Annotated in this window: 17 protein-coding genes and 1 pseudogene; 7 read left to right on the plus strand and 11 right to left on the minus strand. The window is 70.9% G+C overall.

Features of this window, described 5'->3' with window-relative positions; translation table 11 throughout:
- From JK363_RS11395 to JK363_RS11405, 3 genes are all read right to left on the minus strand, one after another.
- Positions 1-604 (minus strand): homocysteine S-methyltransferase family protein (locus tag JK363_RS11395; RefSeq protein ID WP_201874463.1); only part of this gene is annotated, 604 nt, incomplete at its 3' end.
- A 169-nt stretch (positions 605-773) separates the two neighbouring features.
- A complete protein-coding gene (locus JK363_RS11400) occupies positions 774-1,535 on the minus strand; it encodes a formylglycine-generating enzyme family protein (protein WP_201874465.1) in 762 nt (253 codons plus the stop codon).
- Positions 1,532-2,341, minus strand: a complete 810-nt coding sequence (locus JK363_RS11405; RefSeq protein ID WP_201874466.1) for a formylglycine-generating enzyme family protein — start codon at positions 2,339-2,341, stop codon at positions 1,532-1,534. The genes JK363_RS11400 and JK363_RS11405 overlap by 4 nt, the downstream gene beginning before the upstream one ends.
- A 179-nt stretch (positions 2,342-2,520) precedes the next feature.
- Here JK363_RS11405 and JK363_RS11410 point away from each other — a divergent pair, with 179 nt between their 5' ends.
- Positions 2,521-4,113 carry an AMP-binding protein gene (locus tag JK363_RS11410; protein ID WP_201874467.1) on the plus strand — a complete coding sequence of 531 codons (1,593 nt, stop codon included), beginning with the start codon at positions 2,521-2,523 and terminating at the stop codon, positions 4,111-4,113.
- Here the strand turns inward: JK363_RS11410 and JK363_RS11415 are convergent.
- The 3 genes from JK363_RS11415 to JK363_RS43735 all read right to left on the minus strand — a co-directional run bounded on the left by JK363_RS11415 (position 4,088) and on the right by JK363_RS43735 (position 8,380).
- Positions 4,088-5,182, minus strand: coding sequence for a radical SAM protein (locus tag JK363_RS11415; protein ID WP_201874468.1), 1,095 nt, complete (start codon positions 5,180-5,182; stop codon positions 4,088-4,090). The genes JK363_RS11410 and JK363_RS11415 overlap by 26 nt on opposite strands.
- A 216-nt stretch (positions 5,183-5,398) precedes the next feature.
- Positions 5,399-5,548: a hypothetical protein gene (locus JK363_RS11420; protein ID WP_201874469.1), complete on the minus strand. Its 150-nt coding sequence runs from the start codon at positions 5,546-5,548 to the stop codon at positions 5,399-5,401.
- Positions 5,549-5,689: 141 nt separating this feature from the next.
- Complete coding sequence (locus JK363_RS43735) at positions 5,690-8,380, minus strand: helix-turn-helix transcriptional regulator (protein ID WP_201875035.1); 2,691 nt, start codon at positions 8,378-8,380, stop codon at positions 5,690-5,692.
- A gap of 111 nt (positions 8,381-8,491) precedes the next feature.
- Here JK363_RS43735 and JK363_RS11430 point away from each other — a divergent pair, with 111 nt between their 5' ends.
- The 3 genes from JK363_RS11430 to JK363_RS11440 all read left to right on the plus strand — a co-directional run bounded on the left by JK363_RS11430 (position 8,492) and on the right by JK363_RS11440 (position 11,252).
- The gene (locus tag JK363_RS11430; RefSeq protein WP_201874470.1) at positions 8,492-9,388 is read left to right on the plus strand and encodes an MBL fold metallo-hydrolase; all 897 of its coding nucleotides are present in this window, start codon (positions 8,492-8,494) and stop codon (positions 9,386-9,388) included.
- Positions 9,379-10,506 carry a carboxylesterase/lipase family protein gene (locus tag JK363_RS11435; RefSeq protein WP_201874471.1) on the plus strand — a complete coding sequence of 376 codons (1,128 nt, stop codon included), beginning with the start codon at positions 9,379-9,381 and terminating at the stop codon, positions 10,504-10,506. Before JK363_RS11430 ends, JK363_RS11435 begins: the two co-directional genes overlap by 10 nt.
- Before the next feature lie 104 nt (positions 10,507-10,610).
- Entirely contained in the window at positions 10,611-11,252 is a 642-nt protein-coding gene (locus JK363_RS11440; RefSeq protein WP_201874472.1) for a DUF2867 domain-containing protein, read from the plus strand.
- Here the strand turns inward: JK363_RS11440 and JK363_RS11445 are convergent.
- Positions 11,242-11,790, minus strand: coding sequence for a TetR/AcrR family transcriptional regulator (locus JK363_RS11445; protein WP_201874474.1), 549 nt, complete (start codon positions 11,788-11,790; stop codon positions 11,242-11,244). The two genes, JK363_RS11440 and JK363_RS11445, sit on opposite strands and share 11 nt — an antisense overlap.
- Between JK363_RS11445 and JK363_RS44615 the strand changes: the two are divergent.
- Positions 11,789-12,094: pseudogene (locus JK363_RS44615) on the plus strand (antibiotic biosynthesis monooxygenase); the annotation flags it as partial. The gene JK363_RS11445 and the pseudogene JK363_RS44615 overlap by 2 nt on opposite strands.
- A gap of 82 nt (positions 12,095-12,176) precedes the next feature.
- On the opposite strand, the gene JK363_RS11450 reads toward JK363_RS44615, so the two are convergent.
- Both JK363_RS11450 and JK363_RS43740 read right to left on the minus strand, forming a co-directional pair.
- Positions 12,177-13,505, minus strand: coding sequence for an MFS transporter (locus tag JK363_RS11450; RefSeq protein WP_372444745.1), 1,329 nt, complete (start codon positions 13,503-13,505; stop codon positions 12,177-12,179).
- Between the two features lie 261 nt (positions 13,506-13,766).
- The gene (locus JK363_RS43740; RefSeq protein WP_268981023.1) at positions 13,767-13,889 is read right to left on the minus strand and encodes a hypothetical protein; all 123 of its coding nucleotides are present in this window, start codon (positions 13,887-13,889) and stop codon (positions 13,767-13,769) included.
- A gap of 137 nt (positions 13,890-14,026) precedes the next feature.
- Here JK363_RS43740 and JK363_RS11455 point away from each other — a divergent pair, with 137 nt between their 5' ends.
- A complete protein-coding gene (locus tag JK363_RS11455) occupies positions 14,027-14,953 on the plus strand; it encodes an SDR family oxidoreductase (RefSeq protein ID WP_201874478.1) in 927 nt (308 codons plus the stop codon).
- 29 nt (positions 14,954-14,982) lie between these two features.
- Here JK363_RS11455 and JK363_RS11460 read toward each other — a convergent pair whose 3' ends face one another.
- Together JK363_RS11460 and JK363_RS11465 are read right to left on the minus strand one after the other, a co-directional pair.
- On the minus strand, positions 14,983-15,864 hold the full coding sequence (locus JK363_RS11460; protein ID WP_201874481.1) for a fructosamine kinase family protein: 882 nt from the start codon (positions 15,862-15,864) through the stop codon (positions 14,983-14,985).
- On the minus strand, positions 15,861-16,325 hold the full coding sequence (locus JK363_RS11465) for a low molecular weight protein-tyrosine-phosphatase (RefSeq protein ID WP_307821686.1): 465 nt from the start codon (positions 16,323-16,325) through the stop codon (positions 15,861-15,863). The genes JK363_RS11460 and JK363_RS11465 overlap by 4 nt, the downstream gene beginning before the upstream one ends.
- 159 nt (positions 16,326-16,484) lie before the next feature.
- Here JK363_RS11465 and JK363_RS11470 point away from each other — a divergent pair, with 159 nt between their 5' ends.
- Positions 16,485-17,342, plus strand: a complete 858-nt coding sequence (locus JK363_RS11470; RefSeq protein WP_201874485.1) for a class I SAM-dependent methyltransferase — start codon at positions 16,485-16,487, stop codon at positions 17,340-17,342.
- Positions 17,343-17,528 lie beyond the last annotated feature (186 nt).

Genomic DNA, 17,528 nt, shown 5'->3' on the forward strand with positions numbered 1-17,528 from the left:
CGTCGGCTCCGAGCTTGTCCATCGCCCGGCGGGCGCCGAGGACGGCGGACCGCGCCTGCAACAGGTCCTGGGAGGTCTCCACCAGCAGCGCGTCCGTGCCCCCGCCGATCAGCCCCTCGGCGCTCGCCTGATAGGCGTCACGCAGCGTGGTGTACGGCAGATGGCCCAGCGTCGGCAGCTTGGTGCCGGGGCCCATCGAGCCCAGCACCCAGCGCTGCTGCCCGCTCTCCTCGGAGGAGCGGTCGGCGGCGTCGCGGGCGATACGGGCGCTGGCCTCGGACAGCTCGAAGACACGGTCGGCGATGTCGTATTCGGCCAGCGCGGAGTAGTTGCCGCCGAAGGTGTTGGTCTTGATGCAGTCGACTCCCGCGTCCAGATAGGCGACGTGGACGGAGTCGACGAGGTCGGGACGGTTGACGCTGAGGACCTCGTTGCAGCCCTCCAGTCCGGTGAAATCCTCCATCGTCGGTTCCAGCGACTGGAGCATCGTGCCCGTGGCACCGTCGGCCACCACCACACGGCTCGCCAGCGCGTCGCGCAGGGCCTGCACTCGGGCGGAACGGGACGGACCGGAGACACCGGTGAGGACAGGGTTCGAGACCATGAGGCTCTCCTGCGGTTGCGACGGCTGTCGGCTTGGCTGCTGCCGGGAAGACCGGCAGACATGACACAACCGTACTCGTAGTCACCGTTCCGGGACTCCTGAACCGAGAATCCACCGGTGACACCGGACACGTTCGGGCGAGTGGAGTTGCGTGTCCCGGGATGGCCGGTTACGCGGACCGCCGGGCGCGGGCGGGGTGGGTGAGCAGCACCCGGAAGCCGATGTACGGCACGGTGGTCAGCTCATCGGCGGTGAAGACGGCCGCGTTCTCGAAGCTCTCCGGATTGCGCACCGTGTACGCCCCGCCCTTGATGACCCGCGAACCGAGGCCATCACCCGTTGGGGTGGTCAGCTCATCGTCGCACCATTCGAAAACATTTCCGGTCATGTCCCGCAGGCCGAAGGCGTTGGCCGGAGTGGCCCCGACCGGGCGGGGACCGCTCGCCTGCGGTGCGTAGGTCGCGCGGTCGAACTCGTCCCCGAGCGACCAGCGCAGACGCTCCGGCCCTGCCGCCGCGTAGCTCCACTCGGCGGCCGAGGGGAGGCGGCAGTGCGCTCCGGTCCGGACCGTGAGCCAGTCGCAGTACGCGACCGCGCCGCGCCAGGTCACCCCGGTCACCGGCAGCACGCTGAGCTCCTCGTCGAGAGCCACCGTGCCGGAGAGGGTGGCCCGCAGTCCGGTGCCGTGGTCCGCCGGGAAGGCGTGCAGTTCGGGCCGGGGCTTCTCAAGCAGGCCCTGGGCCACCAGATAGTGCCAGTACTGCCCGACGGTGGTCGGGAGGACGGCGAGGCGGAACCCGGGCGTTCGTGTCGGAGTCCTGGCGGAGGACGGCAGTTCGCCCGCCGGGACCTCGGCGAAGGACGGCATGGCATCCGGTGGCGCCGCGTCGATGGCCCCGGGTCGCGGAGGGAAGCGGTCGGACGTGGTCATCCGCGGCGCACCACCCGGAAGCCGTAGACCTCGCACCGGGTGTCCTCATGCGCGGCCATCCGGCTCGCGGGCCCGATGGTGTCCGCCGGATCGGCGAACGAACCGCCCCGCACCACCCGGAAGGCACCCCGGGACGCACCGGTGGGGTTGCGGAGGGGGCCGGATCCGGGCACATAACTGCCGAAGCGGTCGTGGCACCACTCGCGTACGTTGCCCAGCATCTGGTACAGCCCGGCCGCGTCGGGAGAGAGGCTCGCCACCGGCACGGGCGCGGGCGCGCCCGGCAGGAAGTTGCCCGCCAGCGTCTCGCCCGCCCGCAGCGCACGGCACATCGGCCCGGCGTTCTCCGCGTTGCACTCCTCGGGCCCCGGACGTGTGCCGTCCGGTCGGCCGTCCCGGCAGGCCGCTTCCCATTCGGCCTCGGTGGGCAGCCGGTAGCCGTCCCGGCCGAGGCCGGCGGTGCGTGCCCCGAGGTTGTACACCGGACGCAGTCCCTCCAGGCGTGAGAGCCAGTTGCAGTAGGCCGCCGCGCCCCAGTAGCTGATCTGAATCATGGGGAACTCGTCGCAGCCCGGGCGGAGTTCGAACCCGGCCGCCCTGCTGACGATGAACGCCGGATCGATGCAGTCGATCTGTGTGTGATCCAGGTCAAGGGGTGCGTCCCGCAGGAACGCGAGGAAATCCGCGGCGCTGACACACCGGTCGGCGAGCTGGAAGGAGTCGATCTCCACCTCGTGCAAAGGCTCCGCGTGATGGGCCGGGTGCGGCGATCCGACCGTGAACCGGCGGCCGGGAAACCCGATCATGGCAAAGGTTCGGTGTACCACGCCGTGCACTTCTGCACCCCCCAAATGCCTTGCAACAGTGGTCAGTTCACTGACTCAACCTGGTCAACATCGTGTCAGGGCGGGCAGGAGTGGAGCAAGCCCCGCAGAGCGGGTCAGGACCGTACCCGTGCGGACGGATGCTCATTATCATCGCCCCAATGAGGATCTCTTCCGTGTGCACGGTCGAAGCGCTCGTCAACTCCGCTGCGGGACAGTTCGGTTCACATCCCGCTGTGCAGGACGACCACCGGTCATGGAGCTTCCACGAGCTGCGTGACACCGCGGCCGCCACCGCCGCGGCGCTGCGGCGGGCCGGTGTGCGGCGGGGCGACCGGGTGGGCGTCTGTATGGCGAAGAGCGCGGAGCAGGCGGTGGCCGTCCTTGGTGTGCTGCTCGCCGACGCGACCCTGGTCCCCGTGCTGCCGAAGCTCAGGCGCGAGGGCGTGGCCCATATCGTCGGCGACTCCGGGATGCGTCTGATGATCACCGACGAGGCCCGTGCCCGGGAGGTCATCGATGCGGTGCCCGACCTTCCGCTGCTGTACGGCCAGGAGGCCGAGGTCGATCCGGAACTGATGCTGCCGCGGCTTCGCACACAGCGGTACAGCTCCACCGCGGGAGCGTCCATCGGATCCGATGTGGCGGCCATCATCTATTCGTCGGGGTCGACCGGACGCCCCAAGGGCATCATGATCACCCACCGCAACATCACCGACGGCGCCCGGATCACCGCCGACTACCTCGGCACCCGCGCCGACGACCGGATCGGAAGTCTGCTCTCCCTCAACTTCGACTATGGGCTCAACCAGTTGTGGCAGGCACTGCTCACCGGCGCCTGTCTGTGCCTGCATGAACTGGTCTTCCCCGCCGACGCCTTCCGCTTCCTGTCCGAACAGCGGATCACCGTGCTTCCCGTCATGCCCGTGATCATCACGCGGCTGTTCGATCCCCGGCTGCTGCGCCGGCGGCCCTCGTACGATCTGTCCTCGGTGCGCTATGTGTCGACGTCCGGGGGAGCGGTCTCCCAGCGGATGCTGGATGAACTGGCGGCAACCTTCCCGGCGGCGCGGGTTTTCCTCATGTACGGGCTGACCGAGGCGTTCCGCTCGACATATCTGGATCCGGATCAGCTCACCAAGCGGCCGCACTCCATCGGCAAGGCGATTCCCGATGTGGAGATCCTGGTGCTCGACGAGGAACTGCGCGAGGTCGGCCCCGGGGAGCCCGGAGAACTGGTGCACCGCGGCGGCTGTGTGAGCAAGGGGTACTGGAACGCGCCCGAGGCCACGGCCGCCAGGTTCCGCACCCTGCCGCAGTACCCGGGGGAGCGGGTGGTGTTCAGTGGTGACATCGTGACCAGGGACGACGAAGGCTACCTCTACTTCGGCGGACGCCGGGACGCCATGATCAAGACATCGGGTTTCCGGGTCAGCCCGACCGAGGTCGAGGACATCGCGGTCCGCTTCCCGGAGATCGGGGCCTGTGCCGCCGTCGGTGTGCCCCGTGTCGAGATCGGTGAGGACATCGCCCTGTTCTACTCGGCCACCGGGCCGGTGGCCGAGGCCGAGTACCGCCACTTCCTCACGGAGCGGCTGCCCTCGCACATGGTGCCCCGCCACCTCTGGCAGCGCGAGACACTGCCGTCGACCGGCAACGACGGCAAGATCGACCGCCAGGCGCTGGTGGCCGAAGCCGTCGGCCTCCTCCGGCAGGCGGGGACCGAGGTCAGCCGTCCTGCGGAGGACGGCTGATCAGCTGGGGCATGGGCAGCAGGGTGACCGACGGCTTGTCGGCCTTCTTGCCCTGCACATCGAGGTGGCGGAAACAGGAGAACGTCGCTTCCTCGTGCTTGCTCCGCACGAATTCCTGCAACTTCTCGCTTTCTTCGTAGATGCGCAGCAGAGGGGTGTCGAAGATGTTGCCGATCACCTCGGGCGCGCCCAGTTCGCAGATCAGCACATCGCCGTTGGAGTGCAGATGGAGCTGGGCCTTGCCCTCGATACAGCTGGCGTAGATGACCCCCGGATCGCGCAGCAGCGGCTGGAGGCGCTTCCAGGATTCGCTGTCCGGCCGGAAATAGGCGGACAGACAGCTGAAGAAGATCGTGGTCCGAGGGTCGCGCGCGGTCACCAGTCGGGTGATGGCATCACAGATGGCGCCGGAGGAGAGGGTGTTCTCATAGCCCTGATGAACGCCAGGGATCTCCATCTGGATTTCATGTTTGCGCACCCCGAGATCCGCGGCGAATCGATGCACATCGGTCATGCGGTCGCGGGTTTCATCAAACAAGATCGTCTCAACGACCGTGTCGATCGAGGACGAGGCCACCGAGCGGGCGATCGCCTTGACGATCTTCGGGAACATCTTCTCGGTGACCTTGTAGAACGCCGAATGGCTCTCCGCGTCGGTGTGGTTGAGGGAGAAGTGCAGCACACCCAGACCGGCCGCTTCCAGCCGGTCGAACTTCTCGTCCGTCAGCAGCGTGCCGTTGGAGTTGATCTGGGTGTGGATCCCCTTCTCGGAGCAGTAGGCGACGATGCTTTCGCAGAGGTCGAACTCAAGGAGCACCTCGCCACCGGAAAGTTTGACCCGCTCCAGGTCTGGGAGGGTTTCGACGGTCTGCTTCACCTCGTCCAGCGAGAGGATGCGGCGCTCCTGGAGATCGTAGGCGCCGCAGTAGGAACACCGGAAGTTGCACCGAGAGGTGACGCCAATCTCGATCGAGCGCAACGTGCCGAATCCGGCCTTGCTCTTCTCGATCGACTTGAATGACATGATTCCCCCCGCATGGTCGTCCGAAAGCCTGAACGCCTGGATCACGCACGGTCGCAGCATAGGTACGCCGCACATCCGTCGACAAGCCCCCTTACGGGCGACCCGCATCCGCTCAACTCCGCCTTTTCAAGGTCAGGTTGGGTGGTCGTTGACAGAATCACCGACGGGTCGGTGATCTGTGTTTCCACCGGGAACTGAAAGGAGTGACGCGCGGGATGTACAGGGGCTCATGGGCCCTTGTGTCGCCGGGGTCGCTCCGCGTCAGTCCTTGAGGAACAAGTGCAGCAGCGTGACTACGCCGACACCGACCAGGAGCGCGGTTCCGAACGAGGGGTGCTCGAAGGCGACGTACACGGTGACGCTGCCCACCAGCAGCAACAGCGCCATCCGCTGGTCCATGTGACCGTTCATGAGCCGAAGTCCTCCCGAGGCGTACGGCCCGCCCATGGTGTCGGCGGTGCCTGGTAGCAGGGGAGAGCCGGGCCCGGCGGGATCATTACGCGGGTTCGGCACCCGATGGTGTGTGATGCCCGTCACATGCGGCGTGGGTGTCTACACCCGGCAGTTCACGCGGGCGGACGATGCCTCGACCAGATCGCGGAGTTGGGAGCGGGCGGTCACACCCAGCTTGGGGAAGCTGCGGTAGAGGTGTGAGCCGACGGTGCGCGGCGAGAGAAAGAGCCGTTCGCCGATCTCACGGTTGCTCAGCCCCTGCGCGGCCAGCCGGATGATGTGCTGCTGCTGCGGGCTCAGAGAGGTCAGCGCGTCCGGGGCGGTGGGCGCGGAGTCGACCCCGGCGGCCCGGAGTTCGGCGTGGGCGCGGTCGATCCAGGGGCGGGCGCCGAGGCGGCGGAAGGTTTCCAGCGCGGTGTTCAGCGCGGTCCGGGCCTCGGTGATGCGATGGCGGCGGCGCAGCCATTCGGCGTGGTCCAGCAGGATCTGCGCGCGTTCGAAGGGCCATTGGCCGCCCGCGGGATCGGCGAGCGCCGCGTCGAAGTGCGGCTCGGCCAGCGACGGTTCGAGCAGCGCACGGGCACGGTGGAGGAGGATCTGCATCCGCGGCGACGCGTCGCCGGCGAGCCGTTCGGCGGTGCGTTCCACGATGGCGGTGGCTTCGGCGCCGTGGCCGGTACGTACGGCGGCGGCGGCGAGTTCGGCGAGCCCGGCGCGGGAGCACGCGTAGTGGACGGGGTCGCCGTCGGCCGTGAACAGCAGCCGGAACTGCTCGTACGCGCTCGCCTGGTCGCCGGAGGCGACCGCGGCCATGCCCAGCGCCCAGCGGGCGCGGACGGCGACCGCACGGCTGCGGTGCGGATCGACGAGCGTCAGCGCGCCCTCGGCGGCATCACGGGCCTCGGCGGGGTGTCCGGTGAGTGCCAGAGCGGCGGCGTCCAGCGACCGTACGGCGGCGTTGAGGTGCGGAAGTCCGACCCCGGCGGAGGCGGTGTTCGCGGCGGCGAGCCTGGCCTGCGCCCAGAGTCCGTGGTCCAGATACGCCCACCCCGCCGAACAGCCCAGCCCGGTGGGCAGGTCGCCGCGCAGCCGCCAGCGGTGCAGCGCGTCGTCGAAGATCTGTACCGCGAGCGCGGTCTCGTCGAGCAGCCAGGCCATGGCGCCGAGCGAGGTGAGCAGGGCGGGGTCGTCGCCCGCCCGCTCCACCAGCGCCGGGATTGCCGCCACCCGCTCCGATCTGCGCTCGGTGGGGTCGGTCACGGTGAGGGTCCACGGATCGTCCTGCGCCTGTGCCCGTACGGCGAGCCGGTGTTCCTCGTCGCCGGAGTAGAAACCGGCCACGGACGCCGTGGCGATCGCGATCCGGTGCAGACCCGGGGCTTCCGCCGCTCGCAGCAGCGAGGACAGCGCGGTGGTGTGCTCGGCGGTCAGCGTCAGCACCTGTCCGACCCGCAGTGACGCCTCCGCCGCAAGGGCCGGGTCGTCGGTCAGCGCCACGGCCCGCGCGGCGAGTTGACGCACCCAGCGGGGCTGCCCGGCGGTGGCCGCCGCACCGGCGGCGGCCACCAGGCGGCGGGCGCGGTCGTGCTCGTCGGGGCTCAGCTCCGCGGCGCGTTCCAGTGTGGTGGCGGCCGCGGTGTAGCCGCCGCGCTCCCGGGCCCTGACCGCGGACTCCTCCAGCGCGGCGGCGATCTCCTCGTCCGGCCCCTCCGCGGCGGCGGCCAGATGCCAGGCGCGGCGGTCGGGTTCGGCGGTGAGCGAGTCGGCGAGGAGGCGGTGTGCCTGCCGCCTGGCGGCCAGCGGTACGGAGTGGTAGACGGCGGACCTGATGAGCGGATGCCGGAAGCGGGCACGCCGGCCGGTGCCCCCGCCGGTGATCCTCAGCAGCCCGGCGGCCTCGGCCGGGGCCAGATCCTCGATCCGGCCCGCCACCGCCCGGTCGTCCGCCGCCACCAGGAGCAGCGCCTGCCGGGTGGCTTCGGGCAGGGCGTCGAGATCGCCGGCGAAAACCCGCATCAGCCGGTCGGTGGGCGGCAGCAGCTCCTCGTCGGCGGTGTCCGTGCCACAGGCGCCGTGAGCACGGGCCAGTTCGACCAGGGCCAGGGGATTTCCGGCGGCCTGGTCGAGGATGCGCAACCGGCGGCTGCCGGTGGGCGGATGCGGCTGCCGGTCCAGCAGGAGTCCCGCGGCGGTGGCGTCCAGCGGCCCCAGCGGAAGGGTGGGAAAGCCGGGGAGCGGTGCGGTGGTCCCGGCCCCGCCTGGTGTGCCGTCGCCCGTGAGATCCCTGGTCCCGGCGAGCACGGCGAGGGGTTCGTCGTGGATGCGGCGGGCGGCGAAGGCGAGCGTTTCCAGTGAGCCGCTGTCGATCCACTGCACATCGTCGACGACCACGAGGAGGGGTGCGCGGTGGGCGAGGTCGGAGAGCAGTGCGAGGAGCGCGACGCCGAGCAGCAGCCGGTCGGGTGGACGGGGCGTGGCCGGTTCGTCGGGGCCGGGGCTCATGTCCCCCGGACCTGCGTCCCCCAGGCCCACCGCACCCAGCAGCGCCGACCGCTGCCGCTCGGGCAGCCGGGCCGTTTCGCCGAGCACCGGCCGCAGCAGTTGGTGCAGGCCCGCGAACGGCAGATCCGCCTCGCTCTCGCTGCCCGTCATCCGCAGCACCTGGCCACCGTGCCGGTCTGCCGCCAGCCCGAGCAGCGTGCTCTTGCCCGCGCCCGGTTCTCCCGTCACGATGAGCACACCGCTGGTCAGCCCGAGCACGGCCGCGCTCTCGCTCTCCCGCCCGACCATGGTCACCGTCCGACTGTATCCCGCACCGCGACCCGCGAGGTCCGACTGCATGCGGCAGGTGCAGTCAGGTGACCGATACCGCCGCGGTCGAGCGCGCCGCATGCTGGGGACATGGACACCATCACCCTCGGAAATGCCGAGATCACCCGTGTGGTAGAGCTGCCCACGAAGGGCCTTGCGCGCGATTTTGTCTTCCCCGACGTCCCCATGGACCGCTGGTGCGAGAACGAGGACTGGCTGGTCCCCGAATTCCTCGACCCTGCCGCCGACGAGATCCGCACCATGATCCAGACCTGGCTGATCCGCACCGAGGGCCGGACCATCCTGATCGACACCGGTATCGGCAACGGCAGGGAGCGCCCGGCCATGCCGGTCTTCCACCACCTGAACACCGACTACCTCGGCAATCTGGCCGCGGCGGGGGTCCGCCCCGAGGACGTCGACACCGTGATCTGCACCCATGTGCACGGGGACCACGTCGGCTGGAACACCCACCAGGTGGACGGTGAGTGGCGGCCCACCTTCCCCAACGCCGCATATGTGATCTCGCGCGCCGACTTCGACTACTGGAACCCGGCGAACGGACACCGGACCCGCTCCGGCCCCCGGATGGCGAACGTCTTCGAGGACAGCGTCGCCCCCGTGCACCAGGCCGGCCAGACCGTGCTGTGGGAGGGCGACCACCACGACATCGGCGCCGAGTTGCGGATCGAGCCCGCCCCCGGTCACACCCCCGGCTCCTCCGTCGTATGGCTGCGGTCCGGTACGGACCGGGCGGTGTTCGCGGGCGATCTGCTGCACAGCCCCTTGCAGATCGTGGAGCCGGACTGCTCTCCCTGCTTCGACGAGGACGAGACGGGAGCACGGGCCACCCGGCGCCGGGTGCTGGGGGAGGCCGCGGACACGGGCGCCCTGCTGTTCCCCGCGCACTTCCCCGGCCCGAGCGCGGCCGAAGTGCGGCGTGACGGCTCGCGGTTCGCGGTGACGGAGTGGGCGGCATGGCGGTGACGGTGTTCCGCAACATTCCGTACGCGGCCGCCCCGACCGGCGCCGGCCGGTTCGCGGCCCCGATCCCCGTGGACGGCGTACCCGGCGCCGACGGTCCGGGGCCGACCGCCCCGGCCCCCGCGCGGCGGTTCGCACTCGATCTGAGCCCTGTCATAGGACCGGGCTGGGTGCGCGGTGAGAACTATCTGACCCTCAATGTCTGGACACCACGGACCGACGGCAGCGCACCGGTGATGGTGTTCGTGCACGGCGGCGGTTTTGTCTCCGGCACCGGTCAGGCACCGCTGTACGACGGGACGTCCTTCGCTCGCGACGGTGTGGTCCTGGTGACCCTCAACTACCGTCTCGGCGCGCCGGGTTGGCTCGATCTGCCGGATGCGCCGCGCAACCGGGGGCTGCTGGACGTGATCGCGGCGCTGCGCTGGGTGCGTGAGCAGATCGCGGAGTTCGGTGGGGATCCGGACCGTGTCACGGTGTTCGGGCAGTCGGCGGGCGCGATGCTCGTCAGCGCGCTGCTCGTGACACCGGAGGCCATCGGGCTGTTCCACCGTGCGATCAGCCAGAGTGGTGGTCTGCACACCCTGACCGGCGAGGAGGCGGCGGAGACCACCCGGGCCCTGGCCGACCGGCTGGGCGTTCCACCGACGGCCGAGTCGTTCGCGGCCGTCCCCGACGAGCGCCTGGTGTCCGCGCTCGCCGAGGTGCCGGGGCGGGGGACGCGGCTGTCCCCGCTGGGTGTGGTGCTGGACGACATCGGCCCGGCGCTTCCGGTGGATGTGCTGGTGGGCACCAACACCGAGGAGTCCCGGCTCTATCAGCGGCCGGACCACGCCGCGGCCATCGACGCGATGTTCCACGCCGCGCGGGAGCGGTTGGTGTCCCGGTACGGCGGGGCGTTCGGTTACGACTTCGACTGGCGCGGCGGCCCCCTCGGCGCCTGCCACTCCGCGGAACTCCCCTTCGTCTTCGACAACACGGCCCTCCCCGCCCTCCGCACCGCAACCGGCCTCCTCGGTCCGGATGTCCCGCCCACGCTCGCGGCGGAGATGCACAGCGCGTGGGTGCGGTTCGCGGCGACAGGGGATCCCGGCTGGTCGGGTACGCACACCTTCCGCTGACGCAGGCTCCCCGTCGACCCGCGTGCGGGGGAGGGTGGCGGGTGGGAGGAAGGGGCCGGTGCTACGCTCTTTCTATACGCCACCGTATAGATGGAGGTTCGCTCATGAGGCTCCCGAAATCCGCACACACCTCCCGCCCCTGGCGGATCCATGAGCTCGCCCCCGACTTCCGGGTCGAGGACGTGTGGGCCCTGCCCACGCCGGGCGGCCGGGACGACTTCCCGCGGCTGGTGGACGCGGCTCTTCCCGAGGGGGAGGTGGGCAGTTTCTCGCCGGTGGTCCGCATGCTGTTCTCGGCCCGGTGGAAGCTCGGGAAGCTGTTCGGCTGGGACAAGCGGGACGCCGGTATCGGCTCCCGGTTGTCGACGCTGCGCGACCGCCTGCCGCAGGACCTGCTCGACGCGCCCCCGCGCAGGGCGGCCCCCTCGGGGCCCTTCACCCCGCTGTACGAACTCGAGGACGAGTGGGCGGCCGAGCTCGGCAACCGGACCGTGCACGCCGTGATGCACATGAGCTGGGTTCCGGTCGAAGACAGTGGTGGTCACGGAGACGGTGAGTCTCGCGAAGGGGTCCGCTACCGCGGTCAGATGGCCGTGTTGGTGAAGCCGAACGGCGCGTTCGGTGCCGCCTACATGGCCGCGATCATGCCGTTCCGGTATCTGGTCGTGTACCCCGCCCTCATGCGGCGGTACGCGGAGCGGTGGCAGGCGTCGGCGGGTGGTGCCCCGGAGCGGGTCAGGACTTGATCAGCTTGGCCGCGAGTTCGTAGACCTCTTCGCGGGTGCGGCCGCGGTGGTCGGCGGCCAGGAAGTGGTTGCCGACCACGAGCGAGAAGGAGAGCATGCAGCGCGCCTCGATCTCGTCCTCGTCGCTGTAGCGCTCGCGGAACAGCGAGCGCAGATAGTCCATACGCCGGTTGTCCACGCGCCGCAGCCGGTCCGCGACGGCCCGGTCCCGCCGGGCCCAGTCGCGGACCGCGAGGTCGATCGCCAACAGCCGGTCGTCGGAGGCCAGCGAACCCGCCATCCGCATCCTGGCCTCGGTGTCGCCGCCCTCGTGCTCGACCCGTGCGAGCAGATCGTCGACGCTTTCGCGCTCCCAGGTGTCGAGCATTTCTTCCAGCAGGGCGTTCCGGTCGGCGAAGTACCCGTAGAAACCGCCCTTGGTGACGCCGAGGGATTTCGCCAGGGCCTCGATGCGGACGGCGTCCGGACCGCCGTCGGCGAGCGCCCGCAGTCCGGTCTCGATCCATTTCCCGCGAGGCGTTCGGATTTCGGCACCCATGGCTGTTCCTGCTCCTGTCCGTGGTGTGGCTCGAAGCGGGCGCCCCGCCGGGCGCCGCCGCGCGCTGTACGGTAGCGTATATATCGCATCAGCGGAGAGCGCGGAGGGTCGCCGATCTCTCGTGGCATTTCACTATCCGCAGGCTTCCCACCGGGAAGAGTTCATCGCGCGTGTCCATCGCGTCGCCGAGGTATTCCGGGCCGCACCGGGTTGTCTGTCGGTCGAATGCTGGATGAATGACGACGTGGTGGTGTCGACGGTGCGATGCGAATCCGCGGAAGCGCTGGAGTCGGCGCTTTCCGCCGTCGAGGCGCATGCGGGGGCCGACATCGATCACGATCCGGGCATCACCGGCCGGCTCCACGATGTACCGGACCCGTGTCCCCTCAGGCCGGCACCGAAACCCCCGCACGGCTTCCGGTGGTGTGCCGCGCGGGCGAGGCGATCCGGCCGCGCAGGGCCGCCACGGTCAGCAGGGCAAGTGCCGTACCGGCCAGCGGCACCGTGAAGGCGGCGCTCGCGCCGAAGCCGTCCGCCATCTGCCCGGCCACCGTCACCGCCGTGGCCTGCCCCAGCGCCACCGCACCGGTCAGCCAGGTGAACGCCTCCGTACGGGACATGGCCGGGACCAGCGACTCGACCAGGGTGTATCCGGTGATCAGCGCCGGTGCGATGCACAGGCCGACCAGCAGCCCGAGCCCTCCCAGCATCAGCGGTGCGTGCACCGCCCACAGGGCCGAGCAGGTCAGCGCCAGCGCGGCGTACGAGACCAGCAGCCGCCGCTGCGGTGAGGTGCGCCACGCGATGGCCCCGCAGGCCACGCCCGCGAGCATGTTGCCCGCGGCGAAGATCCCGTACAGCACACCGTTCAGACCCGGTTGACCGAGCTCCTGGGTGAAGGCCGTCAGGGCCACCTGCATACCGCCGAAGACCGAGCCGATGCCCAGGAACGCCACGGCCAGGACCCGTACCCCCGGCACCGAGAGGGCCGAGGCGCGCCGCTCGCGGGTGCCCGGCGCGGCCGGGTTCACCGGCGGTGCGGTATGGCGCTGGGCCGCGAAGAGCAGCCCGCCCGCCAGGGTCAGCCCGGCCTCCGCGATCAGCCCGGAGGACGGGTGCACCCCGGTGCTCAGCGCGGTCGCCAGCACAGGGCCGATGACAAACGTCAGCTCGTCCGTCACCGACTCGAACGCCGCGGCGGTGGCCAGCAGCGGACTGCGCCGTCCGCCCGGCCCGGAGCCGTCCCCGAGTGTGGCGGCCCAGCGGGCCCGCACCATGGGGCCGACCTGCGGAACGGAGGCGCCCGTCGGCACCGCGGCGGCGACCAGGGCCCACAGCGGGGCGTGCCCCAGCGCGAGCGCCGTCAGCAGCGTCGCCGACGCCGCGTGGATCAGCACCCCCGGCACCAGGACCGCGCTCTGTCCGTACCGGTCGGCCAGCTTGCCGCTCTGCGGGGCGAACAGCGCCATGGAGACCCCGGTGACCGCCGCCACCGCACCGGCCACACCGTACGAACCGGTGGTGTGGCGCAGCAGGAGCACGATGCTGATCGTGAGCATCGCGAACGGCTGCCGGGCCGCGAAGCCGGGCAGCAGGAACGTCCATGCGCCGGGTGTGCGCAGCAGCTGCCCGTAGCCCGGGCGCCTGACGGGGTCGGTGCGCTCGGCGGGCCCGGGGTCCCGGACAGGAGGGGTGGTGGAGACCGCGGTTGCCACGGCCATGCCCTTTCTGCCGCCTGGTAGCGCACCCGTGTGTCATCGCGGAGTGCGCCGAGAGCTGTCCTCTCGCGCAGGACCGGGGTAGATACCGGGTCCGCGCCGAAAGGGGGCAGAAGGACCGCGGCCGCCGAGCGGTCGCGCCAGCTCTGCGTCAGGCAGAGTGGTTCGTTGCTTGCCGGTTCATGGTACAGGGAATCCAGCGGCCGACCTGCGAGGTATCCGGCCAGGTGGTCAGCGGCAAGACACCTGTGACGGGCCTCACGACGTCCCGCCGGGGCCACCGATTCCGCATCGCCGGGACCAGCCGGTGTCGCACGGGTCGACCAGGCCGGTGGTGCCCCGGAGTTGTGGTGCGGCGGTGTCCTCGCCGGGAGCGGCCATCACGCCAACTCCCTTGTCGGGTCCGGGATTTCCCGTCATAGCCCATCATCCGCGGCCCGGGCGGCGGGACCGTTCGACGGTCCGAAGGCGTCTCGCACACCAAGCGCCGGATATGACCGCTGTGTCACACTCGTCGGGTGAGCCGATCACTCGATCATGACGCACTGCGCGGACGGGTCGCCGTTGTCGCGGGAGCCACCCGTGGCGCCGGGCGCGGTATCGCCGCCGCGCTGGGTGAGGCCGGGGCGACCGTCATCTGCACCGGACGCAGCAGCGTGACGGGCACGGGCGGATCGGACTACGACCGGCCCGAGACGATCGAGGAGACCGCCGAACTGGTCACCCGGCTCGGCGGCACCGGGATCGCCGCCCGGACCGACCATCTCGACTCCGACCAGGTCCGTCGGCTGGCCGAGCGCATCCGCCGTGACCACGGCGCCATCGATGTGCTGGTCAACAACATCTGGGGCGCCGAGCGGCTCAAAGGTGGGCCCGCCGACTGGAACACCCCGATCTGGGACCACAGTCTCGACGACGGTCTGCGCATTCTCCGGCTCGGCCTCGAAACACACCTGATCACCTCGCACCATCTGCTGCCACTGCTGATCGGGAAGCCGGGCGGGCTGCTGGTCGAGGTGACCGACGGCACCGCCGCGTACAACGCCGAGCGGTACCGCATCTCGGTCTTCTACGACCTGGTGAAGACCGCGGTGAACCGGCTGGCGTTCTCCCAGGGCCATGAGCTCGCGCCCTACGGGGCCACCGCGGTCGCCCTGACACCCGGCTGGCTGCGCTCGGAGATGATGCTCGACAACTACGGGGTGACGGAGGAGAACTGGCGCGACGCGCTCGCTCCCGACCGGGGCGAGGACCGGCCGACCGCCCCCGCGGGCTTCGCCTCCTCCGAGTCACCGCGCTATGTCGGCCGCGCCGTCGCCGCGCTGGCCGCGGATCCCGAACGGGCCAGGTGGAACCAGCGGTCGGTCAGCTCCGCCCAACTCGCCCGGGAATACGGGTTCACCGATGTCGACGGCGCCCAGCCCGATGTCTGGGGCGCGCACTGAACCGGATCCGGGGCATACCTCTGGACCCTTCAGGCCGCCAGGGCCGCCCGGGCCACCGCGAGCGTCTGCTCGGCGTAGCCACGGCCGAACAGCACCGTGTGCACCAGCAGTGGGAAGAGCTGGTGCAGCCCGACGCGGTCCCGCCAGCCGTCGGCGAGCGGCGCCACGTCCTGGTAGCTGTCCAGCACGTCGTCCAGGCGCGGGCAGCCGAAGAGTTGGAGCATCGCCAGATCGGTTTCCCGGTGTCCTCCGTGCGCGGCCGGGTCGATCAGCCAGACCTGCCCGTCGGCACCCCACAGCACATTGCCGTTCCACAGATCGCCGTGCAGCCGGGCGGGTGGCTCGGCCGGGCCCGCCAGTTCGGGCAGCCGCTCACAGACGCGTTCGACCACGCCTCCCTCGGCGGACCGCACCGTGCCGTCGTCGACCGCGCGGCGCAGATACGGCAACACCCGGTGCTCGGCGTACCAGCGTGGCCAGTCGGCCCCGGGCACGTTGCGCATCGGGGCGAGCCCGATGTACGCGTCCGTGGGGCCGCCGGGCGGCGGAGCGCCGAACGCGGGCGCGCCCGCGGTGTGCAGGGCGGCCAGATCGCGGCCGAACCGGGCTGCCGCCCGGGCGCCCGGTGCGCCGGTGGGGACCCGTTCGGTGACCAGCCAGCGCCGGTCGTGACCGTACACCGCCGGAACGCGGACCGTACCGGCGTCGGCCAGCCAGCGCAGCCCCGCCGCCTCGGCCCGCACCGCACCGGGGTCGTCACCGCGCTTGACCATCACCACCTGCCCGTCGCCGAGCCCGACTTCGGCGAGCGCACCCGACAGCGGACGCTCATCGGCCGCCTCGCGGCCGGTGAAACGGGCCGCCGCCGCACCCGGACCTTCGGCGTCCCCGGCCGCCGGACGGGCGGTCATACGGCCAGGCGCTCGCGCACCCAGGCGAGCAGGCCGGGCACCGAGGCTTCGATCATGGCCAGCACCTCGTCGAATCCCTCCGGGTCACCGTAGTACGGATCGGGTACGTCCAGGTCACCGTGTGCGTCCGGGTCGAAGGACCGCAGCAGCCGGACCGTGGACGGGTCGTCCACCAGCCGCCGCAGCGCCTTCTCATGACCGACGTCCATGGCCAGGAACAGATCGGCGTCTCCGTGCTCGGCTCCGACCTGGGCCGCGATGTGTTCGACGGGGTAGCCGCCCCGGGTGAGTACCGCACCGGCCCGCTCGTCGATGGGCTCACCGACGTGCCAGGGGCCGATACCGGCACTGCTGACCCGTACGGTGCCGTCGAGCCCCGCGCGGCGCAGATGCTCGGCGAAGACCAGCGCGGCGGACGGGGACCGGCAGATGTTCCCGGTGCAGACGAAGCAGAGGTGCACGGGCACCAGGGTACGGCCCCGCCCGGTGGCGGCGCCGGGCCCACACCGTCCGCCGACAGGAAGGGCCGGAGCACCCCGGCCATACTGGAGGGGGACCCGCCGCCCGGGGCGGCCGTCGGACGGCCACCATGGGCGACACACGGAGGCGGTGACCGGCCCATGTGCGCACATATCCGTCCCGGTGCACGGCAGCCGGGGCCCGCCGCGGCGGGCCACTACGGCGAGGATGTGTTCCGGCCCGAGCGGACCGGTGAGGACGAACGCATCGGCCTCGGCGCGCTCGCGTACGACACCATCACCATGGCCCGCCTGCGCGATCTGGGCGCCGGGCCGGGGTGGCGCTGTCTCGACGTGGGGGCCGGTACCGGTACCGTCGCGCGGCGGCTGCTGAGCGAGGCCGGTGTCGACTCCGTGCTCGCCGTCGACCGCGACATACGCTTCCTCGCCGCCCACCCCGTCCCCGGGCTCGAGGTCATGGAGGCGGACATCACCGCGCCGGAGTTCGACCCGGGCCGGTTCCATCTGGTCCACGCCCGGTTCGTCCTGATGCATCTGCGCTCGTGGCGGCGGCTGATCGACCGGTTCGCCGAACTGCTGCTCCCCGGAGGGGTGTTGGTGCTCAGCGATGCCATCGATCTGACCGCCGCGACCGCGCCCGTGACGCCGTACACCAAGGTCATGCAGGCCATGTGGCAGGGGCTGCGCGACACCATCGGCACCGACATCTCCTGGGTCCCGGACTACCCCCGACTGCTGCACACCGCCGGACTCACTTGGGTGGCCGCCGAGATCCAGGTGCCGCCCCTGCTCCCGTCCAGTCCCATCAGCCGCTTCTGGGCGGAGACCTGGAACCGGGCGAGGGAGACGATCGTGTCCACCGGACTTGTGGACGACACCGAGGTCGACGAGGCGATCCGGTATCTCGACTCGCCCGACTGCGCCGCGCTGTCAGCCGGAATGATCACAGCCTGGGGGCGGCGTCACCGGACCGAGGAGTCCACGCGCCACCCTCGGTGACGGGCCCCTCAACGGACTCATGTACCCCGACGGCCGGTGAATCACCGGCGGGGCCGCACCGCCGTGTCCTGGTTTTCGGCCGATGTACACCGTCACGGCGTCAACGGGGCGGTTGTTGCCTGTGGTTGCGGAGGTGTTCACCGAATCCCGCTACGCTCCGAGCGTTTTGTTCGTGATCCGGTGACC

Source organism: Streptomyces coffeae (assembly GCF_016741875.1).
Classification (GTDB): Bacteria; Actinomycetota; Actinomycetes; order Streptomycetales; family Streptomycetaceae; genus Streptomyces; species Streptomyces coffeae.